Source organism: Enterobacter sp. Ap-1006 (assembly GCF_011752835.1).
In the GTDB taxonomy this organism is placed as follows: Bacteria; Pseudomonadota; Gammaproteobacteria; order Enterobacterales; family Enterobacteriaceae; genus Cedecea.
Genome location: NZ_VWWU01000005.1, coordinates 265,440 through 285,452, shown reverse-complemented (window position 1 = coordinate 285,452; position 20,013 = coordinate 265,440). Strand labels below are relative to the sequence as shown.

Below are 20,013 nucleotides of genomic sequence, written 5' to 3'. Positions count from 1 at the left end.
AAGGGATTGGATTGGGTGACTACTATTTATTGCGCGGATTATCGCCGCTAATTCATACAGGTTCAAGAGAGTATAGGCTATTGTGCGCTCTTTGCCCCTTTCCCTGAAGAGGAGAGGGAAAGCGATAGCTTACTCGTCTTCCAGATACGTATAACCGTACAGACCCGCTTCGAACTCTTCGAGGAACTGCTGCTGCAGCGCATCGTCAAGGCCGGTGTTCTTGACCTGGTCGCGGAACTGAGTCAGCAGCTTGTTCGGATCGAGCTGCACGTACTGCAGCATGTCCGCCACGGTATCGCCTTCGTCAGACAGTTCAACTTCCACGGAGCCATCAGGGAAGACGAAGACGTCCACAGCTTCGGTGTCACCGAACAGGTTGTGCATGTTGCCCAGGATTTCCTGGTACGCACCCACCATGAAGAAGCCCAGCATCGGCGGGTTCTCCGGATCGTATTCCGGCATTGGCATCGTCGTGGCTATGCCGTCGCCATCAATGTAGTGGTCAATTGCCCCATCGGAGTCGCAGGTAATGTCCAGCAGCACCGCACGGCGCTCAGGCGCGTGATTCAACCCTTCCAGCGGCAGTACCGGGAACAGCTGATCGATCCCCCACGCATCCGGCATCGACTGGAACAGCGAGAAGTTGACGTACATTTTGTCCGCCATGCGCTCCTGCAGTTCGTCGATAATTGGACGGTGTGCGCGGTTGCTTGGATCAAGCTGCTTCTGCACGTCGTGGCACATGTTCAGGTAAAGCTGCTCTGCCCAGGCACGCTCCTGCAGGCTATATGCCCCGGAGGAGTAGCCGACGTGGATATCGTGCAGGTCCATCTGGCTGTCGTGCAACCATTCACGCAGCGAGCGGCGAGTCCCGGGCTGATGCATCTCCTCCCAGGTTTCCCACATGCTTTGCAGTGCGCGAGGGGCGTCAACCGCAGGTGGAGTTGCTTCGGTATATTCGTTACGCTCCACGCCGATAATATTGGAAACCAGCACGGTGTGGTGCGCGGTCACGGCGCGGCCAGATTCGGTAATCACCGTTGGGTGCGGCAGACCATTTTCTTCACAGGCATCGCCAATTGCCCAAATAATATTGTTCGCGTATTCATTCAGGCCGTAGTTAACGGAGCAGTCGGACTGGGAGCGAGTCCCTTCGTAGTCCACGCCCAGGCCACCGCCAACGTCGAAGCACTGGATGTTCACGCCCAGTTTATGCAGCTCAACGTAGAAGCGGGCGGATTCACGAACGCCGGTGGCGATATCGCGAATGTTCGCCATTTGCGACCCCAGGTGGAAGTGCAGAAGCTGAATGCTGTCCAGGCGGCCGCGTTCACGCAGGATTTCCACCAGTTGCAGAACCTGGTTTGCCGCCAGGCCAAACTTGGATTTTTCGCCGCCGGAGGACTGCCATTTACCGGATCCCTGAGAGGCCAGACGTGCGCGAACGCCCAGGCGTGGGATCACATTCAGTCGCTCGGCTTCTTCGAGCACGATGCCAATTTCGGACATCTTCTCGATAACCAGATAGACCTTATGGCCCATCTTCTCGCCGATCAGCGCCAGGCGGATGTATTCGCGGTCTTTATAGCCGTTACAGACGATAACCGACCGGGTCATGCCCGCGTGCGCCAATACGGCCATCAGCTCGGCTTTAGAACCTGCTTCCAGGCCCAGCGGTTCGCCGGAATGAATCAGCGACTCAATCACACGGCGGTGCTGGTTAACTTTGATCGGGTAAACCAGGAAATAGTCGCCATTGTAGCCGTAGGATTCACGCGCACGCTTAAAGGCGGCGTTAATCGAACGCAGGCGGTGCTGCAGGATCTGCGGGAAGCAGAACAGCGCAGGCAAGCGCTGGCCCTGAGCTTCACGCGCTTTCACCAGTTCGGCGAGATCCACGCGAGCTTCAGGAACGTCCGGGTCCGGGCAAACGCTGATGTGGCCCAGTTCGTTAACGTCATAATAGTTATTGCCCCACCAGGCAATATTGTATGTACGCAGCATCTTGCTGGCTTCCTCGGAGCTCATGGCAACCTCCTGAATGGAACGATGTACATCCTGCTCGCCCACTGACGAACCCGAAACAGAAGTGATTTTGTCAGTCATGGCGAACCTCAAATTTTGTCGATTGTGCAAAACAGTTGACTACTATCGCAGGGGTATCCTGCAATAACAACCCATTAACAGCGCGCATTGACAGCACAAGACGCTGACAGCCAGGCTGTGCGACCGGTTTCATTTTCATATCATTGTAAAACACGTATCCGAACCCTGTATGACAGGACGGCGAAACCACGAGAAAACTCTTGTAATACAAGAGCGCCCTTGTTCAGTTACCACGGCGGATTACAGACCGGCCCGGGGATCCTGAGAAGCGCCGAGATGGGTAAAACATCGGCAAGTTTGAAAACATGAGATGCAGGCTGCGAGGAGCATATACGCGCCAGAACGGCGTGCTGGGTTATATGAATGACGGCGGTTCATTACTTGTATCACCTCCACGCATACGTTGAATATGTATGCGACAAGCCAAAGCTGCGAACACTGTACCTGACAGGCTCTAAATAATTGCTCAACCCGGCTGGAAGTGGGCAACACAAATCGTGTGCTTTTGATTAAGCCGCGCGCGCCGCTTTATACCCATATAAGGGGTAAAAAGCAAAACAAAATGTGTAAATTGCCAGCAGTGTCAGCTCCACTTTCCACTCAAGATTTATCACATATTGCCGTTACCCTAAAAAATTCTGGCTATCTGACGATTGTCTAATCTAAAATGGCCGTCCAGATGTTAATCCATCTATACTGATTAACTGTTAGACTGCCTGTTTTTCAATCTGTGGCAATAAGTTCCCGGGTTGGTCTATCTCGCCACCGCTGTGGCGTAGAGCAGCAGCCTGAACTAAATAAATCCTCTTAGGGTGAAGAAAATATGGCTAAACACCTCTTTACGTCCGAGTCTGTATCTGAAGGGCATCCTGATAAAATCGCTGACCAAATCTCCGACGCCGTCCTTGACGCGATCCTCGAGCAGGATCCGAAAGCACGCGTAGCCTGTGAGACCTACGTCAAAACCGGTATGGTTCTGGTTGGCGGCGAAATCACCACCAGCGCGTGGGTTGATATCGAAGAAATCACCCGCAAAACCGTGCGTGAAATCGGCTATGTGCATTCAGATATGGGCTTTGACGCCAACTCCTGCGCTGTTCTGAGCGCGATTGGTAAACAATCCCCGGACATCAATCAGGGCGTTGACCGTACCGATCCACTGGAACAGGGTGCGGGCGATCAGGGCCTGATGTTTGGCTATGCGACCAACGAAACCGACGTGCTGATGCCAGCGCCAATCACCTACGCCCACCGTCTGGTGCAGCGTCAGGCTGAAGTGCGCAAAAACGGCACCCTGCCGTGGCTGCGCCCGGACGCGAAAAGCCAGATCACCTTCCAGTACGACGACGGTAAAATCGTCGGTATTGATGCGGTTGTGTTGTCCACTCAGCACTCTGAAGACATCGCGCTGAAAGACCTGCAGGAAGCGGTGATGGAAGAGATCATCAAACCAGTTCTGCCGGGCGAGTGGCTGAACGCCTCCACCAAATACCACATCAACCCAACTGGCCGTTTTGTTATCGGTGGCCCAATGGGTGACTGCGGTCTGACCGGGCGTAAAATCATCGTTGATACCTACGGCGGCATGGCTCGTCACGGTGGCGGCGCATTCTCAGGTAAAGATCCGTCTAAAGTTGACCGTTCTGCTGCCTATGCTGCGCGTTATGTCGCGAAAAACATCGTGGCCGCTGGCCTGGCTGACCGCTGCGAAATTCAGGTTTCTTACGCTATCGGCGTGGCAGAACCTACTTCCATCATGGTGGAAACCTTCGGTACCGAGAAAATCTCTACCGAGCAGCTGACCCTGCTGGTGCGCGAGTTCTTCGACCTGCGTCCATACGGCCTGATTCAGATGCTGGATCTGCTGCATCCGATCTATAAAGAAACCGCCGCATACGGTCACTTTGGTCGCGAACATTTCCCATGGGAAAAAACCGACAAAGCCGCACTGCTGCGTGAAGCCGCTGGCCTGAAATAACCCGCCACCGCTTTGTACTTTAAAGGCCAGCTTATGCTGGCCTTTTGCTTTTTGGTTATGCACCACCAGCCGTTTCTTCGCCCATCTTCCCGTTTCTTCCGCAGCACTTTGAAACCGATTACACACACCAGGTAAGAACATTCACGCTATTTTCATTCAAATATGTTGCAACCACTTCATTTGTTACATAACGCTTCATACTTAACCAATTTTAAACCATTAAATTGGCTTTAATCGCTATTAACGCCATATTTTATCGGTTTACAGTCTCTTTTTGATCCATCAGCTCAGTGTAAACGATTACATTGCTGTGATTGTAATCACACACTTCTGCCGTTTACTGCCCTATCCTTAAAAACGTCAAATTCGAATAATCCACCTGGAGGGCGATATGCCTGACACTAAAAATATCGGGCGCTCAAACAGGCGCTCCAACAAAAGCATGACCTTTTTTGTCTGCTTCCTTGCCGCGCTCGCCGGCCTGCTGTTTGGCCTGGACATTGGGGTGATTGCCGGTGCGCTGCCGTTTATCGCTAAAGACTTCGCCATCACCTCCCACACCCAGGAATGGGTGGTGAGTTCGATGATGTTCGGGGCAGCCGTCGGGGCCATCGGCAGCGGCTGGCTCTCTTTCAAACTGGGGAGAAAATACAGCCTGATGATAGGTGCCATGCTGTTTGTGCTCGGTTCCCTGTTCTCGGCCTTTGCGCCCAACGTTGAAGTGTTGATCGTGTCTCGTGTCCTGCTGGGCCTGGCCGTGGGCGTCGCTTCCTACACCGCCCCGCTTTACCTGTCAGAAATTGCGCCGGAGAAGATCCGTGGCAGCATGATCTCCATGTACCAACTGATGATCACCATCGGTATTCTGGGCGCTTATCTCTCCGATACGGCTTTCAGCTACACCGAATCCTGGCGCTGGATGCTGGGCGTGATCACCCTTCCCGCTCTGCTACTGCTGGTTGGCGTCTTCTTCCTGCCGGACAGTCCGCGCTGGTTTGCCGCCAAACGCCGTTTCCACGACGCTGAACGCGTGCTGCTGCGTCTGCGCGATACCAGCGCAGAAGCGAAACGTGAGTTGGATGAAATCCGCGAAAGCCTGAAGGTCAAGCAGAGCGGCTGGTCGCTGTTTAAGGGCAACTCCAACTTCCGTCGCGCGGTCTTTCTCGGCGTACTGCTACAGGTCATGCAGCAGTTCACCGGCATGAACGTCATCATGTACTACGCACCAAAAATCTTCGAAATTGCCGGGTTCGCGAATACCACGCAGCAAATGTGGGGCACCGTGATCGTCGGCCTGATTAACGTGCTGGCTACCTTTATTGCTATCGGTCTGGTTGACCGCTGGGGACGTAAACCTACGCTGGTGCTCGGCTTCCTGGTCATGGCCGTCGGCATGGGCGTGCTGGGCACCATGCTACACGTCGGCATCCATTCCCAGGGCGCGCAGTACTTTGCGGTTGCCATGCTGCTGATGTTTATCGTTGGCTTCGCCATGAGCGCTGGCCCGCTGATTTGGGTGCTTTGTTCGGAAATCCAGCCGCTCAAAGGGCGCGATTTCGGCATCACCTGCTCCACCGCCACCAACTGGATTGCCAATATGATTGTCGGCGCCACCTTCCTGACTATGCTGAACACGCTGGGCAACGCTAACACCTTCTGGGTTTATGCGGCGCTGAACCTGTTCTTTATCGTCCTGACGCTGTGGCTTATTCCTGAGACGAAACATGTCTCGCTGGAGCACATCGAACGTAACCTGATGAAAGGCCGTAAATTACGCGAAATCGGCGCACACAACTGAGCCCTGAAAGCCCCTTCCGGTAACGGGAGGGGCTTGCACCGCGCTTCCTGCCCCATTATTCTCTGCCGTTATGAAAGCCCTCAGACTCCCTATCGCTCTCCAGCAAGCCGTTATGCGCTGCCTGCGTGAAAAACTTCAGCAGGCCAACGCGCATTTAGGCACTCATTATCCTGAGCCCAAAGTGGTCTATCAGCAGCGCGGCACCGCCGCCGGCACTGCCTGGCTGGAAAGCAACGAAATTCGCCTGAATCCGGTGCTGCTGATGGAAAATCAGCAGGCTTTTGTCGCAGAAGTCGTCCCCCATGAGCTGGCTCACCTGCTGGTATGGAAGCACTTTGGCCGCGTCGCCCCCCACGGCAAGGAATGGAAATGGATGATGGAAACCGTGCTCGGCGTCCCGGCCCGTCGCACACATAAATTTGAAGTCGATTCGGTACGCAAAAATACCTTCCCCTACCGCTGCCCTTGCCAGCAGCATCAGCTCACCGTGCGCCGCCACAATCGGGTGCTGCGCGGTGAAGCCGAATATCGCTGCACTCATTGCGGCCAGTTATTAAAACTCGACGTTACAACCCCATGTAATTAATCGTTTATTTCTGGAACTTTTACACTACCTCTGATTGAAACTGGATATCCGATCAGGTAGGGTGCGGGCACGTTTTAGTAAGGATTCTGGAAATGTCTCGCAAAATTTCTTGGGCTGTTGCATTCGTTGCAGCCTTCAGTTCGCTTCCCGCCTTCAGCAACGGCATCAATAGCTTCGCACAAGCCAAAACCGCAGGCGTCAAGGTCAACGCCGATGCTCCGGGCGACTTCTACTGCGGCTGTAAAATTAGCTGGCAGGGTAAAAAGGGTATCCCGGACCTGGAGTCCTGTGGCTATAAAGTGCGGAAGAACGAAAACCGGGCCACCCGCATTGAATGGGAGCACGTCATGCCTGCCTGGCAGTTCGGCCACCTGCTGCAGTGCTGGCAAGACGGTGGACGTAAAAACTGCGCCAAAGATCCGGTATACCGCAAAATAGAAAGCGATATGCACAACCTGCAGCCTGCCGTGGGCGAGGTTAACGCCGACAGAAATAACTTCATGTACAGCCAGTGGAACGGCGGCGAAGGCCAATACGGCCAGTGCGCAATGAAAATTGATTTTAAGGACAAAGTGGCCGAGCCACCGGAACGCGCTCGAGGCGCAATTGCGCGCACTTATTTCTACATGCGCGACCAATACCAGCTGTCGCTTTCTCGCCAGCAGACTCAATTATTCCAGGCCTGGGATAAACGCTACCCGGTCAACACCTGGGAGTGCGAGCGGGATGAGCGCATTGCGAAAGTCCAGGGCAATCATAATCCATATGTGCTGCGGGCTTGCCAGGCGCGAAACAGCTAACCTACACTAGCGGCAATTCTTTATTTGCTGTGACGAATATCGCCCCCAACCTACAGAACGAGGGGGCGAAAATCCCCTCTCCCTTTTTGGGATAGAGTCAGGATAAGAGCCCATTCCTGCAGCGCAACTAACCGGAACTCACTTCATGCGTATACCCCGCATTCACCATCCTGAAAATCTTTCCGTTGGCCAGGACGTTGCCCTGAGCGAAGATGCGGCTAACCACGTTGGACGCGTGCTGCGCATGAGCGCGGGCCAGGCCATTCAGCTGTTCGACGGCAGCAATCAGGTGTTCGACGCGGAAATCGTGCAGGCGGATAAAAAAAGCGTGCGCGTTAAAATCCTGGCGGGCAACGTGGACGACCGTGAGTCGCCGCTCTGGCTGCATCTCGGCCAGGTCATGTCCCGTGGCGAAAAGATGGAATTCACCATTCAAAAAGCCGTGGAGCTGGGTGTGAACGAGATTACACCATTGTTTTCCGAGCGCTGCGGGGTAAAACTGGATGCGGAAAGGCTGAACAAGAAACTCCAGCAGTGGCAAAAGATTGCGATTGCCGCCTGCGAACAATGCGGCCGCAACCGGGTGCCAGACATTCGCCCGGCGATGGACCTTGCCGACTGGTGCGCCGAGCAGGATGACGCCCTGAAGCTTAATCTGCATCCGCGAGCCAGCGCCAGTATCAACACGCTGCCGCAGCCGGTTCAACGCGTCCGGCTGCTGATTGGCCCGGAAGGCGGCCTGTCTGCGGATGAGATTGCCATGACCGCAGAGCACCAATTTACTGATATTCTGTTGGGACCGCGCGTTCTGCGTACTGAGACCACCGCGCTCACCGCCATCACCGCACTGCAGGTGCGCTTTGGCGACCTGGGCTAAAGGAGAACAACAATGATCAAGCTCGGCATCGTGATGGACCCCATCGCACACATCAATATTAAAAAAGACTCCAGCTTCGCCATGCTGCTGGAAGCGCAGCGTCGTGGTTACGAACTGCACTACATGGAAATGGCCGACCTGTATTTGAACAACGGCGAAGCACGCGCCCGTACGCGCCTGCTCAGCGTCGAGCAGAACTACGATAAGTGGTATGAGTTTGGCACCGAGCAGGATATCGCCCTGGCCGATCTGAACGTGGTACTGATGCGCAAAGATCCGCCGTTCGACACTGAATTTATCTACGCGACCTATATTCTTGAGCGCGCAGAAGAGAAAGGCACGCTGATCGTTAATAAACCGCAGAGCCTGCGCGACTGTAACGAAAAGCTGTTCACCGCCTGGTTTGCCGACTTAACGCCGGAAACGCTGGTCACCCGTAACAAAGCTCAGCTGAAAGCCTTCTGGCAGCAGCACGGCGACATCATTATGAAACCGCTGGACGGTATGGGTGGCGCCTCAATTTTCCGCGTGAAACAGGATGACCCAAACATCGGCGTTATCGCCGAAACGCTGACCGAACTGGGTACCCGCTACTGCATGGCGCAGAACTACCTGCCTGCCATTAAAGACGGTGATAAACGCGTGCTGGTGGTAGACGGCGAGCCGGTACCTTACTGCCTGGCTCGTATTCCGCAGGGCGGTGAGACCCGCGGTAACCTGGCCGCCGGTGGCCGTGGTGAACCACGTCCGTTGACCGACAGCGACTGGGAAATTGCCCGCCGCGTTGGGCCGACGCTGAAAGCCAAAGGGCTGATTTTTGTTGGTCTGGATATTATCGGCGATCGCCTGACCGAGATTAACGTCACCAGCCCAACCTGCATCCGCGAAATCGAAGCTGAATTCCCTGTGTCGATCACCGGGATGCTATTCGACGCCATCGAAAAACGCCTCGCTCACTAAGCGCATCTGGCGGGTAGCTGTTACCCGCCTTCCCCCTTCGAAGGCACGATTCACGGCGGGTAGCCCGCCTTCCTTCATTAGTGGTAAGCTGGCCACACTTCGCGCAGCCACTGCCGCTTTTATCAACCGGGATCAGAACCTCTGACAATGAATTTACAGCATCACTTTCTTATTGCCATGCCGGCTCTCCAGGACCCTTTATTTAAGCGCTCCGTAGTTTATATCTGTGAATACAATGATGAAGGCGCGATGGGGATTATCATTAATAAACCGCTGGAAAACCTGCAGGTGGATGGCGTTCTCGAAAAGCTAAAAATAGAACCAGACCCGCGCGACGAAACCATTCGCCTGGATAAACCCGTTTTCATCGGCGGCCCGCTGGCGGAAGATCGTGGCTTTATTCTGCACTCGCCGCCGGACAACTTCGGCTCAAGCATTCGCATCTCCGACGACACGGTGATTACAACTTCTCGTGATGTGCTGGAAACGTTAGGCACGGCCAAACAGCCGAAAGAGGTGATTGTTGCCCTCGGCTATGCTTCCTGGGAAAAGGGGCAGCTTGAACAGGAGATCATGGAAAACTCATGGCTGACGGCGCCTGCCTCGCCTGAGATTTTGTTCCATACGCCCATTTCAGAGCGCTGGCGCGAGGCCGCCCGCCTGATTGGTATCGATATCCACACCATGCCAAGCGAAGCGGGGCACGCCTGATGAGCAGCGGAACTTTAATGGCTTTCGACTTCGGCACCAAAAGCATCGGCGTCGCCATCGGCCAACGCATTACCGGCACTGCGCGCCCGTTAACCGCGCTCAAGGCGCAGGACGGCACCCCGGACTGGAATGCGGTAGAAAAAATCCTGAAAGAGTGGCAGCCGGAAGAAGTGGTTGTCGGCCTGCCGCTGAATATGGATGGCACCGAACAACCCCTGACGGCGAGAGCCCGCAAGTTTGCTAACCGCCTGCACGGCCGCTTTGGCGTAAAAGTTTCTCTGCAGGACGAGCGCCTGAGCACCGTCGAAGCCCGAGCAGGGTTGTTCGAACACGGCGGTTTTCGCGCTCTGAATAAAGGCAGTATCGACTCCGCCTCCGCCGTGATTATTCTCGAAAGCTGGTTCGAGTATCACCCGTGAAAACTTAACTGCCGGGCGCGTCATTCCCCGCGTTCAGCAGTTCATGCCTTGCGGCAATCGCCAGAAAGTGGCTGCGGTCCCGGTAGCCTGATGAGGGCTGCTTAACCCGGGAATCAATACGCCGCAGCAGTGCGTCCGGCAGCATGATGTTTAGCCGCTGCTGCTTTCCTTCCAGCGCGGATAAATCCACATCAACCAGCAGCCATTGCTGGCAGTAGCTGTACTCCGGGTCTGCGGCATAAGCAAAAGGCCCGGCATCACACAGTTGAGTAATGTCTTTGCCGCTCTCCACCATTAAATCCACAATCGACAGCACGGCGTCCTGCACCATCGGGGCGATATCTGCCTGGCTATCTGCTGCCGATACGCAGCCAAAGTCTTCATTGCATAGCGCGGGCACGACCAGGCCAAACGCTTCGTTTTCAGTTGCGGGTAATTCCACACCAACGGAAAAAAACATCATCAACCTCCGGCAGCGACAGGCTAAATGCCTGCCATTTTACGAATGGATTTGACAGTACCAGCGGGTAAATCCTTTTTAGGATGCGGAACGGGGAATGTTCTTCCGGTTGCGGGTGACCACCAGATCCAGTGACTGCCCCCGGAACGCCTGACGGGTTCGCAGCCTGCAGCCCTCAATTCCTTTATCAGCTCAGCGGAGGTCATCATGTTCTCCCTGAATAATGATGAATATACACACCAATACACACCATAGCAATAAAAGCGTTCAAAATGTCGCCTCCCATGACACGCTGGCTGCCCGATCGTTTCCAGCAATCCTACCTTCACTCAGTCGCTGGGCCTCGCTCTGAGCAAAGCTTTGCATGCCATGCTGCTGGCCGGTTTGCAGCACACCAGGCAGTTGATGCGTCTTCCCCTCACGAATCAAATTTGCTACGGCCGGGGTATTGACCAGCAGTTCGTACAGCGCCACCCGGCCACCATCACTTGCCGGCACAAGCTTTTGTGCCAGCACCGCTTTCAGGCTCCCGGCAAGCTGAGTTTGAATCAGGCTTTTCTCCTGAGCAGGGAACACATCCACCAGCCGTTCTACCGCCTGAGCAGCACCGCGTGTGTGCAATGTCGCCAAAACCAAATGCCCTGTCTCTGCTGCGGTCAGTGCCAGGCCAATCGTCTCGCTATCCCTAAGTTCGCCCAGCAGGATGACGTCCGGATCTTCCCTCAAAGCGGCTTTTAGCGCTGCAGCATAGCTTTCACAGTGCAGGCCGGGCTCGCGCTGCTGAATCAGGCAGCGACCAGAGGCGTGAATAAATTCGATGGGGTCTTCAAGCGTTAGCACATGGCCGTCAAGATGCTGGTTGAGATGCTGGATCATCGCGGCAAGGGTTGTAGACTTCCCGCTCCCGGTAGCACCTGTCACCAGTATCAGCCCTTCACTTTCCCGTAAAAGTGCCTTCAGTTGGGACGGTACGCCAAGCGTATGCAGATCCGGACAAGAAGACGCGAGTAATCTAAGCGCCAGCGAATAACCTTCCTGATGGCGAAAAGCATTGCCGCGCAACCTGAAACCGTTCGTGAGCGTAAGTGAGAAATCGAGCTGCCCCGCGCGATTAAGCTGCAACGCTTGCTCTTCACTTAACCATCTGTTGAGAACATCTTCGACTTCCGGCACCTTCTCCGGGCACACTTCCAGCCTGCCGCACTTTCGCCAGCGTGCCGCCTGGCGCGCGCACAGGTGTAGATCAGAGACATTATGCTTTACACTAAGGGCCACAATTTCTTCGATATCCATATCACTTCCAACGATCATGAATGAGATAGCGCACAATCTGGCACAGGTACATGGGAAAATCTCAGCCGCTGCGGCACGTTGCGGCAGAAGCCCCGAAGAAGTGACTCTGCTTGCGGTCAGCAAAACCAAGCCTGCGAGCGCCCTCGCAGAAGCGATTGCTGCCGGGCAACGCGCCTTTGGCGAAAACTATGTGCAGGAAGGCGTGGATAAGATTCACCACTTTGCTGAACAAGGTGTAACAGGGCTGGAGTGGCACTTTATCGGGCCGCTGCAGTCGAATAAAAGCCGCCTTGTGGCGGAGAATTTTGACTGGTGCCATACCGTCGATAGGCTGAAAATTGCCAGCAGACTCAGCGAACAACGCCCGTCGACGTTGCCGCCGCTAAACGTACTGATTCAAATTAATATCAGCGACGAAAACAGTAAGTCCGGCATCGCGCTGAGTGAGCTGGAGCAGTTAGCTGCCGAAGTGGCGGCCTTACCGGGACTGACGCTGCGAGGCCTCATGGCCATCCCTGCGCCAGAACCGGATTACGAGCGCCAGCTTGCCGTTTGCCGCAAAATGGCTGAGGCCTGCAATGCACTCAAAGGCCGCTTCACCACGGTCGATACATTATCTCTCGGCATGACCGATGACATGGAAGCCGCGATTACCGCAGGCAGCACCATGGTGCGCATTGGAACCGCTATTTTCGGCGCGCGGGATTACCCCGTTCGTTAATCACCATCATTTTTGAGGAAAACCATGCTTACGTTGACTTTCCTGGTCAAAACCCTGATTGAGCTTTACGTAATGGTGCTGCTTATCCGTATCTGGATGCAGTGGGCGCGCTGTGATTTCTACAACCCATTTGCCCAGTTCATCGTTAAAGTTACCCAGCCCGTTGTCGGACCGCTTCGTCGCGTACTGCCATCCCTGGGCCCTATTGACACCTCATCCCTGCTGGTGGCATTTATACTCACCACGCTGAAATTCCCTATTCTGCTGCTGATCCAGTCCGGCGGGCTGTCGCTCGATCCATTAAACTTACTCATCGGCGTGCTGTCGCTGCTGAAATCAGCCGGTACCCTGGTGTTCTGGGTGATCATCGTTCGTTCCCTGATGAGCTGGATAAGCCAGGGCCGCAGCCCTATTGAATACGTGCTGATGCAAATGACCGAGCCAATGATGGCGCCGATTCGCCGCATCTTGCCTGCCATGGGCGGCATTGATTTCTCCGCCATGGTGGTCATTCTTATTCTTTATGCGCTGAACTACCTCGGTATGGACCTGTTCCCTGGCCTTTGGTACGCGATTTGAGTGCTGTGACACAGCAGCCTGACGGGCTGGTTCTGCGGCTGTATATTCAGCCCAAGGCCAGCCGAGATAGCCTGGTCGGTATGCATGGCGACGAGTTAAAAGTCGCCATCACCGCACCGCCGGTGGACGGGCAGGCTAACGCTCACCTGGTAAAATATCTGGCCAAACAGTTCCGGGTAGCAAAAGGCCAGGTCGTGATAGAGAAAGGCGAACTTGGTCGCCATAAACAAGTTAAAATTATCGGCCCGCAGCAGATCCCGACGGAAGTCGCGGCATTGATTGCCCCCCTCGAATAACACAGGACTGACTATGCAAAAAGTCGTATTAGCTACCGGTAACGCCGGTAAAGTGCGTGAACTCGCCAATCTGCTGGCGGATTTTGGCTTCGATGTGGTCGCGCAAACCGAGCTGAACGTAGAGTCTGTCGAAGAGACCGGCCTGACCTTTATTGAGAATGCGATTATCAAGGCTCGCCATGCGGCTAAAGTGACCGGGCTACCGGCGCTGGCCGACGATTCCGGCCTGGCGGTGGATGCGCTGGGCGGCGCACCGGGTATCTATTCCGCACGCTATGCGGGCGAGGATGCCAGCGATCGGCAGAACCTCGACAAGCTTCTGGAAGCGCTGAAAGACGTGCCGGACGATAAACGCCAGGCTCAGTTCCACTGCGTGCTGGTCTATATGCGTCACGCGGAAGACCCAACGCCGCTGGTGTTTCACGGTAGCTGGCCGGGCGTGATTACCCACGCGCCAGCCGGGCAAGGTGGCTTTGGCTACGATCCTATCTTCTACGTTCCTTCCGAGGGTAAAACCGCGGCGGAGCTAACCCGCGATGAAAAGAGCGCGATCTCCCACCGTGGGCAAGCGCTGAAACTGTTACTGGAAGCAATGCGTAATGGCTAATTTGCCACCTCTTAGTCTCTACATTCACATCCCGTGGTGCGTACAGAAGTGCCCGTACTGTGACTTCAACTCCCACGCGCTGAAAGGCGACGTGCCGCACGACGAATACGTGAGCCATCTGCTGCACGACCTCGACCGCGACGTGGCGCTTGCTCAGGGGCGTGAGGTAAAGACTATTTTCATTGGCGGCGGTACGCCAAGCCTGCTCTCCAGCGAAGCCATGCAAACGCTGCTGGACGGCGTGCGCTCACGCCTGAAGCTGGCGGGCGACGCAGAAATCACCATGGAAGCCAACCCCGGCACGGTCGAAGCCGACCGCTTTGTTGGCTACCAGAAAGCGGGTGTGAATCGTATTTCTATCGGCGTTCAGAGCTTTAGCGAGCCCAAATTAAAGCGCCTGGGCCGCATTCATGATGCGGGTGAAGCCAAACGTGCCGCGAACCTGGCAAGCGGCCTGGGGCTGCGCAGCTTTAACCTTGACCTGATGCACGGCCTACCTGACCAGTCGCTCGAAGAGGCATTGGACGATCTGCGCCAGGCCATTGCCCTGAATCCCCCGCATCTTTCCTGGTATCAGTTGACCATCGAGCCGAACACGCTGTTTGGATCACGTCCGCCGAAGTTACCGGACGACGACGCGCTGTGGGATATCTTCGAGCAAGGCGATAAGCTACTGACCGCCGCGGGCTACCAGCAATACGAAACCTCAGCCTATGCTAAGCCCGGTTATCAGTGTCAGCACAACCTGAACTACTGGCGCTTTGGCGACTATTTGGGGATTGGCTGCGGCGCACACGGCAAAATCACCTTCCCGGACGGGCGCATTACGCGCACGGCGAAAACGCGCCATCCGCGCGGCTACATGGAAGGAAAGTACCTCGACCGCCAGCATGACGTTGAGCAGGCAGACAAACCGTTCGAATTCTTTATGAACCGTTTCCGCCTGCTGGAGGCCGCACCACGCAGTGAGTTCACGATTTATACCGGTTTAGATGAAGCGATAATTCGCCCGCAGTTGGATGAGGCGTTGGCGAAAAACTATATGACGGAAACGAGTGAACACTGGCAGATAACCGAGCACGGGAAGCTGTTTTTAAATTCCCTGCTGGAGCTGTTTTTAGCCGACGAAGCGTAAGTTTTTACCCTCACCCCGGCCCTCTCCCAGAGGGAGAGGGGGAAAACAAGTGATGGGCGACATGGTTTATCCCCTATCCCCTTTGGGGAGAGAACTGGTGAAGGGGAACTCGGTTTATCCCCTCTCCCCTTAGGGGAGAGGGTTAGAGTGAGGGGAAAATTACTTCAGCGCCCCCACAAGCCCTTTACGCTGATTTTCCAGCGACACCACCCGGTTACACACCTCGTGGCCGAACTGTTCAAAATCAGCCTGCTGATTATTCCACTCATTCTGCACCGCCGTTTGCAGACCGCCCAGGTTACCCAGTACATTCTGCAGCGGGTTGCCGTCGCCTTTCAGCACCGCCTGCGCGCCCATTTCATTAATGCTGTCCTGCAGAATGCCGCCCATCGCCTGGTTCACCAACTGCTGGCCATCGGCTCTCACCTGATCGACCGCTTTATAATGGAACGTCAGCCCGTCCTGGCGGCGCTCAATAATCCGGTTCATCTGCTCTTTTAACTGGGCATCCAGCTTGGTCAGGCGATTACGCATGCTGCTGCTTTCCCCAACCTGTTTAGCAATAATGCCGTCCAGCGCTACGCGGCTTTTCTCTACGCGAGAGCGAGCCCCGTTATCGATCCACGGTAAATCCGTGCGCAGGGCTTTCTGGTAGTTCAGCGCCTGCTGGCGCTGTGCAGCGGTCAGCGTCTTCTGAACACCGTTGTATTGCACGCTGCCGTCAGGCGCGATGACCAGATTGCCGTTCTCACCCACAACCTGCACGGACTGCGGGTTAATCACCACGTCATCACGTGGATTGACGCTGCACTGATAGTCCGCGTGTGCCGAAGCGGCGGTGACCAGCAGCGCACCTAAAAGAACCTTACGGATCATATTTTCTCCTGAAAAATCAGCTCCTGAAAAAAAGGCCGGTTAATTAACCAGCCTGTTTTTTGCTAAAGCTTAATCCCACCAGACGTCGAACAGATCGCTGATGCGAACATCTTCGAGCTTGCGGTCTTCTAACCATTTACGCACCAGCGCCTGATGCTCTTCGGTGCATTTGCCAATCTCTTCCATGCACACCAGACCTTCCCAGACCAGGTAACCGCTGCCGTCAAACGCCAGCTTGTTCGGCGCGATCGCTTCGGCGATCAGCTCGTCCACAGTTTTATCAATTTGCTCTTCGGAAGTGCCCTCCGGGAAGCGCCAGGCAATCGAGAACCCCAGTTCCTGGAACTCTTCGATGTGCATTTTCTTACGCAGACGACGGCTACGATTCTTTGCCATTATTTCACCCTCTCGAACATTAAGTCCCATACGCCGTGACCAAGACGATGGCCACGTTGTTCAAATTTGGTTACCGGACGTGAGTCCGGACGCGGTACGTAGTCGTGACTCTCCGACTGGTTTTTATACCCTTCGATAGAGGACATCACTTCGAGCATATGTTCAGCATAAGGTTCCCAGTCGGTGGCCATATGAAACACGCCGCCCAACTTCAGCTTGCGTTTCACCAGGTCAGCAAACGGTACCTGAACGATACGGCGTTTATTATGACGTGCTTTATGCCATGGATCAGGGAAAAACAGCTGAACCATGTTCAAAGAATTGTCAGGAATCATGTTTTCCAGCACTTCCACCGCGTCGTGGCACATTACACGAAGGTTCTCCACACCGGCCTCATGCGCGGTGCTCAGACAAGCGCCCACGCCCGGCGAATGCACTTCAATACCGAGATAGTTATGCTGCGGATTGGTTTGTGCCATGGTCACCAGCGAGGTGCCCATACCAAAACCGATCTCCAGCGTGACCGGCGCTTCGCGGCCAAAAATCTCGCTAAAGTCGGCAGGCTCGGCCTGGAACTCAACGCCCATCACCGGCCAGTAGTTATCCAGCGCGTGCTGCTGGCCTTTTGTCAGACGCCCCTGGCGACGGACAAAGCTGCGGATGCGGCGCAGCACACGGCCTTCTTCATTAAATTCCGGTGAAATGACGTCATTCTTCATGGTTTTCTTAACGCTTCGCTTAGTGTTCTGGAAACGGGCATTATCCAAAGTTAAGGATGAGAAGCAAGTGGCAGAAAGTTCCGGTTTACAGCTTTACGCCGCTGTGCTGGAATCGGCTCCTTTATTACACCTTTGCCGGATATCCCGCGTTGACCATGCAAGCTCCTCAATTCGCCCAACAAGTCCTCGACTGGTACCACAAGTATGGGCGTAAAACCCTGCCGTGGCAGCAGGAGAAAACGCCTTATAAAGTATGGCTCTCTGAGGTAATGTTGCAACAAACCCAGGTCGCGACGGTCATCCCTTATTTTGAGCGCTTTATGGCGCGTTTCCCCACCGTGACCGACCTGGCAAACGCCCCGCTGGACGAAGTGCTGCACCTGTGGACAGGACTGGGCTATTACGCTCGTGCGCGCAATCTGCATAAAGCCGCTAAGCACGTTGCCGATAAACACGGTGGCGTTTTCCCTCAAACGTATGACGAAGTGGCCGACCTGCCTGGCGTCGGGCGCTCAACCGCAGGCGCAATTCTGTCTCTTTCGTTGGGTAAACACTTCCCGATTCTCGATGGCAACGTAAAGCGCGTGCTCGCCCGTTGCTATGCCGTTTCCGGCTGGCCGGGCAAAAAAGAGGTTGAAAACCGCCTCTGGGAAATCAGCGAGCGCGTGACCCCGGCACAGGGCGTTAGCCAGTTTAATCAGGCGATGATGGACCTCGGGGCCATGGTCTGCACCCGCTCAAAGCCAAAATGCGAGCTTTGCCCGCTGAACAACGGCTGCGTGGCCTATGCCAACCACAGCTGGGCGAACTATCCCGGCAAGAAGCCTAAAGTGACGCTGCCGGAGCGCACCGGTTATATGCTGATGATGCAGCATGGCGATGAAGTCTTCCTGGCGCAGCGTCCGGCGGTCGGGCTATGGGGAGGTCTATTCTGCTTCCCACAGTTCGCTGAAGAACAGGAATTACATCGCTGGCTGGAGCAGAGAGGTATTCCGGCAGATAATCTCACGCAGTTAACGGCTTTCCGCCACACCTTTAGCCATTTCCATTTAGACATTGTGCCGATGTGGCTTCCGGTGTCGTCCATGGACGGCTGCATGGATGAAGGCCCCGCTCTCTGGTATAACTTAGGCCAGCCACCGTCTGTCGGGCTGGCGGCTCCCGTGGAACGCCTGCTACAACAATTACGAGCCGAACCGGTTGCCTTAGCGCCCGTTCGTGCCGAAGAAGAGGAATAATCATGAGCAGAACGATTTTTTGTACTTACCTGCAGCGCGACGCTGAAGGCCAGGATTTCCAGCTGTACCCGGGCGAACTGGGCAAGCGGATCTACAACGAAATCTCCAAAGAAGCCTGGGCGCAGTGGCAGTCCAAGCAGACCATGCTGATCAATGAAAGAAAGATGAGCATGATGAACCCGGAACACCGCAAAGAGCTGGAAAACGAGATGGTCAATTTCCTGTTTGAAGGGAAAGAAGTCCACATCGAAGGCTTCACCCCGCCAGAAAAACAGTAATCGTCGGCACCTTTTTGCAAACACAACACGCATACACGGAATGATGAAAAAACTTCTCGCGCTGGCTCTCGTGGCCCCGTTGCTGATCTCCTGCTCCAGTAAAAAAGGCGATGACGCTTTTAACGAAGCCTACGTAAAGGACACCAACGGGTTTGATATTTTGATGGGGCAGTTTGCCAACAACATCGAAAATATCTGGGGTATGAAAGAGGTCCTGATCGCAGGCCCGAAAGATTACGTCAAATACACCGACCAATATCTGACGCGTAGCCACATCAACTTTGATGAAGGTACCATCACCGTTGAGACCATCGCGGGCACCGATCCTGCCGCGCACCTGCGGCAGGCCATCGTTACCACCCTGCTGATGGGAGACGATCCTGGCTCAATAGATCTCTATTCCGATGCCAACGACGTCCAGATCTCCAAAGAGCCGTTCCTTTACGGCCAGGTCGTGGATAACACCGGCCAGCCTATTCGCTGGGAAGGCCGTGCGACGAAGTTTGCCGACTACCTGCTGCAAACGCGTCTGCAAAAGCGCAGTACCGGGCTGAAAATCGTCTATAGCGTGACCATCAATCTTGTGCCTAACCACCTCGACAAACGAGCACATAAATACATCGGTATGGTGCGTAAAGCGTCGAAGAAATACGGTGTGGACGAGTCATTGATTCTGGCAATCATGCAGACGGAATCCAGCTTCAACCCGTATGCGGTAAGCCACGCGGATGCGCTGGGCCTGATGCAGGTTGTTCAGCACAGCGCTGGGGTAGACGTGTTTAAGGCGCAGGGGAAATGGGGCAAACCAAGCCGCAGCTTCCTGTTCGACCCGGAAAGCAACATTGATACCGGCACGGCCTATCTGGCGATTTTGCAGAACAGCTATCTGGGGCAGATTGATAACCCAACGTCACGTCGCTATGCGGTGATTACGGCCTATAACGGCGGCGCGGGCAGCGTGCTGCGGGTGTTCTCTAACGATAAGATGCAGGCGTTTAGCCTGATTAACAGCATGGCGCCGGGCGATGTCTATCAAACGTTGACCACGCGCCATCCGTCCGCAGAGTCTCGTCGTTACCTGTACAAAGTGAATAACGCCCAGAAGAGCTATCGCCGGCGGTAATTTACCCTCACCCTAACCCTCTCCCTAAAAGGGAGAGGGGACATTTCGGGACTGCCT

The 20,013-nt window shown here is 55.0% G+C and carries 25 protein-coding genes; 16 read left to right on the top strand and 9 right to left on the bottom strand.

Going from position 1 to position 20,013, the window contains the following annotated elements; all coding sequences use genetic code 11:
- Positions 1-129 precede the first annotated feature (129 nt).
- The 3 genes from speA to yqgG form a co-directional block, all read right to left on the bottom strand.
- On the bottom strand, positions 130-2,106 hold the full coding sequence (gene speA, locus F3J28_RS17245) for a biosynthetic arginine decarboxylase (RefSeq protein WP_008461567.1): 1,977 nt from the start codon (positions 2,104-2,106) through the stop codon (positions 130-132).
- Positions 2,099-2,239: an acid stress response protein YqgB gene (gene yqgB, locus F3J28_RS17240; protein WP_442892300.1), complete on the bottom strand. Its 141-nt coding sequence runs from the start codon at positions 2,237-2,239 to the stop codon at positions 2,099-2,101. Before yqgB ends, speA begins: the two co-directional genes overlap by 8 nt.
- Positions 2,240-2,346: 107 nt before the next feature.
- Complete coding sequence (gene yqgG, locus F3J28_RS22640; RefSeq protein ID WP_502685432.1) at positions 2,347-2,502, bottom strand: small protein YqgG; 156 nt, start codon at positions 2,500-2,502, stop codon at positions 2,347-2,349.
- A gap of 427 nt (positions 2,503-2,929) precedes the next feature.
- Here yqgG and metK point away from each other — a divergent pair, with 427 nt between their 5' ends.
- From metK to ruvX, 8 genes are all read left to right on the top strand, one after another.
- Positions 2,930-4,084 (top strand): methionine adenosyltransferase, encoded by a 1,155-nt coding sequence (gene metK, locus F3J28_RS17235; protein ID WP_008461565.1) that lies wholly within the window; start codon positions 2,930-2,932, stop codon positions 4,082-4,084.
- Positions 4,085-4,475: 391 nt separating this feature from the next.
- Entirely contained in the window at positions 4,476-5,882 is a 1,407-nt protein-coding gene (locus F3J28_RS17230) for a sugar porter family MFS transporter (protein WP_166878142.1), read from the top strand.
- Between the two features lie 70 nt (positions 5,883-5,952).
- A complete protein-coding gene (locus F3J28_RS17225) occupies positions 5,953-6,468 on the top strand; it encodes a SprT family zinc-dependent metalloprotease (protein WP_008461561.1) in 516 nt (171 codons plus the stop codon).
- Positions 6,469-6,560: 92 nt separating this feature from the next.
- Positions 6,561-7,268, top strand: coding sequence for a deoxyribonuclease I (gene endA, locus F3J28_RS17220; protein ID WP_166878139.1), 708 nt, complete (start codon positions 6,561-6,563; stop codon positions 7,266-7,268).
- Between the two features lie 145 nt (positions 7,269-7,413).
- Complete coding sequence (rsmE, locus tag F3J28_RS17215; protein ID WP_166878137.1) at positions 7,414-8,145, top strand: 16S rRNA (uracil(1498)-N(3))-methyltransferase; 732 nt, start codon at positions 7,414-7,416, stop codon at positions 8,143-8,145.
- 12 nt (positions 8,146-8,157) lie between these two features.
- Positions 8,158-9,105 carry a glutathione synthase gene (gshB, locus tag F3J28_RS17210; protein WP_008461555.1) on the top strand — a complete coding sequence of 316 codons (948 nt, stop codon included), beginning with the start codon at positions 8,158-8,160 and terminating at the stop codon, positions 9,103-9,105.
- 147 nt (positions 9,106-9,252) lie between these two features.
- Positions 9,253-9,816 (top strand): YqgE/AlgH family protein, encoded by a 564-nt coding sequence (locus tag F3J28_RS17205; protein ID WP_045783933.1) that lies wholly within the window; start codon positions 9,253-9,255, stop codon positions 9,814-9,816.
- Positions 9,816-10,235, top strand: coding sequence for a Holliday junction resolvase RuvX (gene ruvX, locus F3J28_RS17200; RefSeq protein ID WP_008461550.1), 420 nt, complete (start codon positions 9,816-9,818; stop codon positions 10,233-10,235). The genes F3J28_RS17205 and ruvX overlap by 1 nt, the downstream gene beginning before the upstream one ends.
- Positions 10,236-10,239: 4 nt before the next feature.
- On the opposite strand, the gene F3J28_RS17195 is transcribed toward ruvX, so the two are convergent.
- From F3J28_RS17195 to F3J28_RS17185, 3 genes are all read right to left on the bottom strand, one after another.
- Complete coding sequence (locus F3J28_RS17195) at positions 10,240-10,695, bottom strand: type II toxin-antitoxin system HicB family antitoxin (RefSeq protein ID WP_166878364.1); 456 nt, start codon at positions 10,693-10,695, stop codon at positions 10,240-10,242.
- Positions 10,696-10,718: 23 nt separating this feature from the next.
- On the bottom strand, positions 10,719-10,901 hold the full coding sequence (locus tag F3J28_RS17190) for a type II toxin-antitoxin system HicA family toxin (RefSeq protein WP_166868646.1): 183 nt from the start codon (positions 10,899-10,901) through the stop codon (positions 10,719-10,721).
- A 61-nt stretch (positions 10,902-10,962) separates the two neighbouring features.
- Positions 10,963-11,988, bottom strand: coding sequence for a type IV pilus twitching motility protein PilT (locus F3J28_RS17185; protein WP_166878134.1), 1,026 nt, complete (start codon positions 11,986-11,988; stop codon positions 10,963-10,965).
- A gap of 16 nt (positions 11,989-12,004) precedes the next feature.
- On the opposite strand from F3J28_RS17185, the gene F3J28_RS17180 reads away from it, so the two are divergent.
- The 5 genes from F3J28_RS17180 to hemW are packed head-to-tail and all read left to right on the top strand — an operon-like array spanning position 12,005 to position 15,326.
- Complete coding sequence (locus tag F3J28_RS17180; RefSeq protein WP_166878131.1) at positions 12,005-12,709, top strand: YggS family pyridoxal phosphate-dependent enzyme; 705 nt, start codon at positions 12,005-12,007, stop codon at positions 12,707-12,709.
- Positions 12,710-12,733: 24 nt separating this feature from the next.
- Entirely contained in the window at positions 12,734-13,288 is a 555-nt protein-coding gene (locus F3J28_RS17175) for a YggT family protein (protein ID WP_008461544.1), read from the top strand.
- A complete protein-coding gene (yggU, locus tag F3J28_RS17170; protein ID WP_008461542.1) occupies positions 13,285-13,584 on the top strand; it encodes a DUF167 family protein YggU in 300 nt (99 codons plus the stop codon). The genes F3J28_RS17175 and yggU overlap by 4 nt, the downstream gene beginning before the upstream one ends.
- A gap of 13 nt (positions 13,585-13,597) precedes the next feature.
- On the top strand, positions 13,598-14,191 hold the full coding sequence (locus tag F3J28_RS17165) for an XTP/dITP diphosphatase (protein ID WP_166878128.1): 594 nt from the start codon (positions 13,598-13,600) through the stop codon (positions 14,189-14,191).
- Positions 14,184-15,326, top strand: a complete 1,143-nt coding sequence (gene hemW / locus F3J28_RS17160) for a radical SAM family heme chaperone HemW (RefSeq protein ID WP_166878124.1) — start codon at positions 14,184-14,186, stop codon at positions 15,324-15,326. Before F3J28_RS17165 ends, hemW begins: the two co-directional genes overlap by 8 nt.
- Positions 15,327-15,485: 159 nt before the next feature.
- Here the strand turns inward: hemW and F3J28_RS17155 are convergent, their stop codons facing one another.
- The 3 genes from F3J28_RS17155 to trmB all read right to left on the bottom strand — a co-directional run bounded on the left by F3J28_RS17155 (position 15,486) and on the right by trmB (position 17,317).
- The gene (locus F3J28_RS17155; RefSeq protein ID WP_166878122.1) at positions 15,486-16,202 is read right to left on the bottom strand and encodes a YggN family protein; all 717 of its coding nucleotides are present in this window, start codon (positions 16,200-16,202) and stop codon (positions 15,486-15,488) included.
- A 69-nt stretch (positions 16,203-16,271) separates the two neighbouring features.
- Positions 16,272-16,598, bottom strand: a complete 327-nt coding sequence (locus F3J28_RS17150; RefSeq protein WP_166878120.1) for a YggL family protein — start codon at positions 16,596-16,598, stop codon at positions 16,272-16,274.
- Positions 16,598-17,317, bottom strand: a complete 720-nt coding sequence (gene trmB / locus F3J28_RS17145; protein ID WP_085542334.1) for a tRNA (guanosine(46)-N7)-methyltransferase TrmB — start codon at positions 17,315-17,317, stop codon at positions 16,598-16,600. The genes F3J28_RS17150 and trmB overlap by 1 nt, the downstream gene beginning before the upstream one ends.
- 155 nt (positions 17,318-17,472) lie before the next feature.
- Between trmB and mutY the strand changes: the two genes are divergently transcribed.
- The 3 genes from mutY to mltC are packed head-to-tail and all read left to right on the top strand — an operon-like array spanning position 17,473 to position 19,956.
- Positions 17,473-18,555, top strand: coding sequence for an A/G-specific adenine glycosylase (gene mutY / locus F3J28_RS17140; RefSeq protein WP_205247233.1), 1,083 nt, complete (start codon positions 17,473-17,475; stop codon positions 18,553-18,555).
- A gap of 2 nt (positions 18,556-18,557) precedes the next feature.
- Positions 18,558-18,833 (top strand): oxidative damage protection protein, encoded by a 276-nt coding sequence (locus tag F3J28_RS17135; RefSeq protein WP_008461529.1) that lies wholly within the window; start codon positions 18,558-18,560, stop codon positions 18,831-18,833.
- A 43-nt stretch (positions 18,834-18,876) separates the two neighbouring features.
- Entirely contained in the window at positions 18,877-19,956 is a 1,080-nt protein-coding gene (gene mltC, locus F3J28_RS17130; RefSeq protein ID WP_205247239.1) for a membrane-bound lytic murein transglycosylase MltC, read from the top strand.
- Positions 19,957-20,013 lie beyond the last annotated feature (57 nt).

What these genes read in the sequence shown, in the direction of transcription:
- F3J28_RS17165 (WP_166878128.1), top strand. Translation starts at nt 13,598, where the DNA reads ATGCAAAAAGTCGTATTAGCTACCGGTAACGCCGGTAAAGTGCGTGAA.
- F3J28_RS17155 (WP_166878122.1), bottom strand. Translation starts at nt 16,202, where the DNA reads ATGATCCGTAAGGTTCTTTTAGGTGCGCTGCTGGTCACCGCCGCTTCG.
- speA (WP_008461567.1), bottom strand. Translation starts at nt 2,106, where the DNA reads ATGACTGACAAAATCACTTCTGTTTCGGGTTCGTCAGTGGGCGAGCAG.
- F3J28_RS17205 (WP_045783933.1), top strand. Translation starts at nt 9,253, where the DNA reads ATGAATTTACAGCATCACTTTCTTATTGCCATGCCGGCTCTCCAGGAC.
- trmB (WP_085542334.1), bottom strand. Translation starts at nt 17,317, where the DNA reads ATGAAGAATGACGTCATTTCACCGGAATTTAATGAAGAAGGCCGTGTG.
- F3J28_RS17225 (WP_008461561.1), top strand. Translation starts at nt 5,953, where the DNA reads ATGAAAGCCCTCAGACTCCCTATCGCTCTCCAGCAAGCCGTTATGCGC.
- mutY (WP_205247233.1), top strand. Translation starts at nt 17,473, where the DNA reads ATGCAAGCTCCTCAATTCGCCCAACAAGTCCTCGACTGGTACCACAAG.
- F3J28_RS17190 (WP_166868646.1), bottom strand. Translation starts at nt 10,901, where the DNA reads ATGACCTCCGCTGAGCTGATAAAGGAATTGAGGGCTGCAGGCTGCGAA.
- F3J28_RS17150 (WP_166878120.1), bottom strand. Translation starts at nt 16,598, where the DNA reads ATGGCAAAGAATCGTAGCCGTCGTCTGCGTAAGAAAATGCACATCGAA.
- rsmE (WP_166878137.1), top strand. Translation starts at nt 7,414, where the DNA reads ATGCGTATACCCCGCATTCACCATCCTGAAAATCTTTCCGTTGGCCAG.
- endA (WP_166878139.1), top strand. Translation starts at nt 6,561, where the DNA reads ATGTCTCGCAAAATTTCTTGGGCTGTTGCATTCGTTGCAGCCTTCAGT.
- F3J28_RS17230 (WP_166878142.1), top strand. Translation starts at nt 4,476, where the DNA reads ATGCCTGACACTAAAAATATCGGGCGCTCAAACAGGCGCTCCAACAAA.
- F3J28_RS17135 (WP_008461529.1), top strand. Translation starts at nt 18,558, where the DNA reads ATGAGCAGAACGATTTTTTGTACTTACCTGCAGCGCGACGCTGAAGGC.
- mltC (WP_205247239.1), top strand. Translation starts at nt 18,877, where the DNA reads ATGAAAAAACTTCTCGCGCTGGCTCTCGTGGCCCCGTTGCTGATCTCC.
- F3J28_RS17195 (WP_166878364.1), bottom strand. Translation starts at nt 10,695, where the DNA reads ATGTTTTTTTCCGTTGGTGTGGAATTACCCGCAACTGAAAACGAAGCG.
- F3J28_RS17175 (WP_008461544.1), top strand. Translation starts at nt 12,734, where the DNA reads ATGCTTACGTTGACTTTCCTGGTCAAAACCCTGATTGAGCTTTACGTA.
- metK (WP_008461565.1), top strand. Translation starts at nt 2,930, where the DNA reads ATGGCTAAACACCTCTTTACGTCCGAGTCTGTATCTGAAGGGCATCCT.
- F3J28_RS17185 (WP_166878134.1), bottom strand. Translation starts at nt 11,988, where the DNA reads ATGGATATCGAAGAAATTGTGGCCCTTAGTGTAAAGCATAATGTCTCT.
- yqgB (WP_442892300.1), bottom strand. Translation starts at nt 2,239, where the DNA reads ATGAAACCGGTCGCACAGCCTGGCTGTCAGCGTCTTGTGCTGTCAATG.
- hemW (WP_166878124.1), top strand. Translation starts at nt 14,184, where the DNA reads ATGGCTAATTTGCCACCTCTTAGTCTCTACATTCACATCCCGTGGTGC.
- F3J28_RS17180 (WP_166878131.1), top strand. Translation starts at nt 12,005, where the DNA reads ATGAATGAGATAGCGCACAATCTGGCACAGGTACATGGGAAAATCTCA.
- gshB (WP_008461555.1), top strand. Translation starts at nt 8,158, where the DNA reads ATGATCAAGCTCGGCATCGTGATGGACCCCATCGCACACATCAATATT.
- ruvX (WP_008461550.1), top strand. Translation starts at nt 9,816, where the DNA reads ATGAGCAGCGGAACTTTAATGGCTTTCGACTTCGGCACCAAAAGCATC.